Origin of the sequence: Comamonas testosteroni (assembly GCF_000761245.1) — a bacterium.
Lineage (GTDB): Bacteria > Pseudomonadota > Gammaproteobacteria > Burkholderiales > Burkholderiaceae_C > Comamonas > Comamonas testosteroni_C.
The window spans coordinates 1-1,237 of the sequence record NZ_AWOR01000108.1; the positions used below are offsets into that span (position 1 = coordinate 1).

At 53.2% G+C, this 1,237-nt stretch carries 1 protein-coding gene; it reads left to right on the forward strand.

Annotated elements, in window-relative coordinates; genetic code table 11:
- Nucleotides 1-237 precede the first annotated feature (237 nt).
- A complete protein-coding gene (locus P353_RS26360; protein ID WP_371914730.1) occupies nt 238-1,179 on the forward strand; it encodes an IS110 family transposase in 942 nt (313 codons plus the stop codon).
- Nucleotides 1,180-1,237: the final 58 nt, after the last annotated feature.

Below are 1,237 nucleotides of genomic sequence, written 5' to 3' on the forward strand. Positions count from 1 at the left end.
AGGCCGCCTTCGCGAGCAAGCCCGCTTGTATGCTAGGACTTGAAGGGAGGAGAAGGGACAAAGCCCGATTCTGACTGTTGACGCAGTACAGACCGTGGGAGATTTCGCCCCTCCTCCTTTCACCCAAGCGCCGATAAAGAATGCATCTGGCTATGACCGACGATAGGAACAAGCCTGCGCCTCTGGGTGAGCCCTTCAAGTGCTCAAAAACATAGCCCGGAGGAAGCCCCCATGGCAATGCCAGTTTCTGTCTCAAAGCCGATCGTAGGCGTTGATGTCGCTAAGAATGAGCTGGTGATTTATCACGCTGAAGCCGATCTACTGGAAACGATCGCAAACAATAAAGCTGCTATCAAAAAATGGCTGAAAACGCTGTCCTGCAAAGTGGCCATCGCAATTGAAGCCACCAACATCTACCACTTGGAGTTTTCCGATCTAGCCCATGAAGCTGGTTGCGTGGTTTACATGGTTGGAGGTTATGAGCTCAAACATTACCGCGAAAGCTTGAAGATCCGGGCCAAGACCGATGCTTTGGATGCCCAGCTGCTCGCCCGCTATTTGAGAAAGGAGGCAGACGAACTGCGTCCCTGGACACCGCCATCGCCGCTGTATCGCCACCTTCTAAGCCTGTTTCGTCGGCGCGCAGCCTTGGTTCAGGCGCGCGTCAGCCTGACGCAAAGCTGGGCGAATGAACCGCTGCTTAAGGCCTCGTTTGCCGAGCAGGTGAAGTCGATGCAGAGACTTGAAGGGTTAATTGAAAAGATGATCAGTGATTGCCTGAAAGAGGCAGGTTTGCTGGGGCAGTTGAAGCGTTGCTTGAAGGTCGAAGGCATCGGCTTTTTGACTGGCGCGCGCTTGATTGCCACCTTCCAACGGGGAGAATTCAGGAATTCAGACGCGTTTATCGCCTTTCTTGGTATGGATTTGCGCGTCAACAAGTCAGGACAGAAAGATGGTCGTCGTAGTTTAAGTAAGCGCGGCGACTCAGAGGCCCGGCGCCTGCTGCATAACGCCGCGATGGCGGCTAGCCGAACAGAGACATGGAAAGCGTTTTATCAAGCACAGAGGGCACGAGGCTATAGCACCACTCAAGCGTTGGTAATATTGGCTCGCAAGCTTGCTCGAGTGGTGTTCGCTCTACTGAAAGGGCAAAGCGAATATCAGCCAAAGGTTGGTTGAGGGTTGCCCCTCAACCATAGAATCTCCCACATTGGATCTTCAGTGGATTTGGGAAAAG

Coding starts and splice junctions, on each gene's coding strand:
- P353_RS26360 (WP_371914730.1), top strand. CDS start 238: ATGCCAGTTTCTGTCTCAAAGCCGATCGTAGGCGTTGATGTCGCTAAG.